Origin of the sequence: Pseudomonas syringae pv. cilantro (assembly GCF_001293775.1) — a bacterium.
GTDB classification, from domain to species: Bacteria; Pseudomonadota; Gammaproteobacteria; order Pseudomonadales; family Pseudomonadaceae; genus Aquipseudomonas; species Aquipseudomonas syringae_P.
On sequence record NZ_LGLN01000023.1, the window covers coordinates 1 to 1,402 of the forward strand.

The following is a 1,402-nucleotide window of genomic DNA, read 5'->3' on the forward strand; positions in this document are numbered from 1 at the left end:
ATTGAAGTTCACGTCGCGGGCCTTGGAAGCTGTAGGAATCTATGTCCACAGCATGACCAAGGGCTCGGTTTGAATCAGTACAAAACCCTTTTTAGGTCTGAGAGGGTTTGTCCAAAGGTGTAAGCGGTGCAGCGCTGCGTTTGAAGAAGAACAGGAACCCGGTACTGATTGCATACCCAACCGCCCAGGCCTGGGCGTTTTGATTACCCAGTCGCTCGTGGCCACGATTGATCTGCTGAACGCTCACCAGCTCCCACCCCTCTCGACCGTAGCGGTTCAATACATCGAGAGTCTCAGGGTTGCTCAAGTAGCCTTGAATGTCGGGTTCTGTTGTCTCATCTGTCGACTTGAACATCAGCACGCCGCTGGTCACGGTTTTGTAGGGAAGGGGGACGAAGGCCTGGGTGTATTCAAAGAGAGTCATCGGATACCAACTGCAAATGGACGGGGAAGGGCAGGTCAGTGTTTCAGTCTTTAAGAGCGGGACGAAGCGACAAACCTATTCCATTTGGAAAATGGTATGGGTAGTGAGATATTTACTACGCCGGTCATGAGCCGGTCTACGCAGTTATGTTCAAGGGGAAAGTAGGGAATGCAGACGCTGGACTATCGCAATTTTGAGTACAAAGGCTTTCACTCCATGGGAGCATGTTATGTTCGTGTGCGTATCAAGGATGACGGATCCCTGGTCTGTCTGATAGCTCAACTTCGTGACTACAACGGCACGTCCGTTACAAACGTCATTGAGGACATCATGTATGGTGTTGTTAAGCGTCTTGATTCTGAAAAAGCCCTTCCCAAGGCGCTTTCGTCAATGGATAAAATTCTTGAGCGCTCTGTTTGGATCGAACGATATGCCCCCGGTCTTGGCATCTCACCAGACGGTTCGTGGGCAATCGTTACCCTCGCTGAAGGTAAACCGGATTGGACACACGCGAGCTTCGAAAGCGTTGTAGCTCATTGCGGTGTAGAACCTGACTTCTTAGCTCTGACCGAAGAAGACTTGCGTCATAAGAAGTAGTTGGTTGGAAATGGGGCAGCGCATCAAGGTTTCGAGCGCTGCTTCATGTCTTTGAAGCGCTGCATGATGTCGATCACCAGCGAGTTGACGGCCAGAATCTTCATGGCTCGTGTGACAGCTACGTACAGAAGGTTCAGCTCATCGTCGCGTTTGCCGGCGTCGATGTCAGGGGAAAGCGGATCCGCAGAAAAGTCGTCATAAAGCCCTACGAAGTCCCACTCCAGACCTTTGGCTCTGTGCGCAGTGGTAAGGGTCACGGTTGCATCGAGCTCCGAGGTGACAGACGCTCCTCGCAGTTGCTCGATTCGTTTGGGCAGGTCGGGGTAGTTTTCGATGATTTTGATCGACCGCAGCATCTCAGGATCCTGCGTGGCCTTTGCG

3 protein-coding genes are annotated in these 1,402 nt (G+C 51.9%); 1 reads left to right on the forward strand and 2 read right to left on the reverse strand.

From position 1 onward, the window contains the following. Positions 1-91: 91 nt before the first annotated feature. Positions 92-424 carry a DUF4177 domain-containing protein gene (locus ABJ99_RS04160; protein ID WP_054084739.1) on the reverse strand — a complete coding sequence of 111 codons (333 nt, stop codon included), beginning with the start codon at positions 422-424 and terminating at the stop codon, positions 92-94. A gap of 168 nt (positions 425-592) precedes the next feature. On the opposite strand from ABJ99_RS04160, the gene ABJ99_RS04165 reads away from it, so the two are divergent. Further along, a complete protein-coding gene (locus ABJ99_RS04165; protein ID WP_003347763.1) occupies positions 593-1,021 on the forward strand; it encodes a hypothetical protein in 429 nt (142 codons plus the stop codon). Between the two features lie 23 nt (positions 1,022-1,044). Here the strand turns inward: ABJ99_RS04165 and ABJ99_RS04170 are convergent. Further along, a partial coding sequence (locus tag ABJ99_RS04170; protein WP_195842900.1) for an ATP-binding domain-containing protein occupies positions 1,045-1,402 on the reverse strand: 358 nt, incomplete at its 5' end.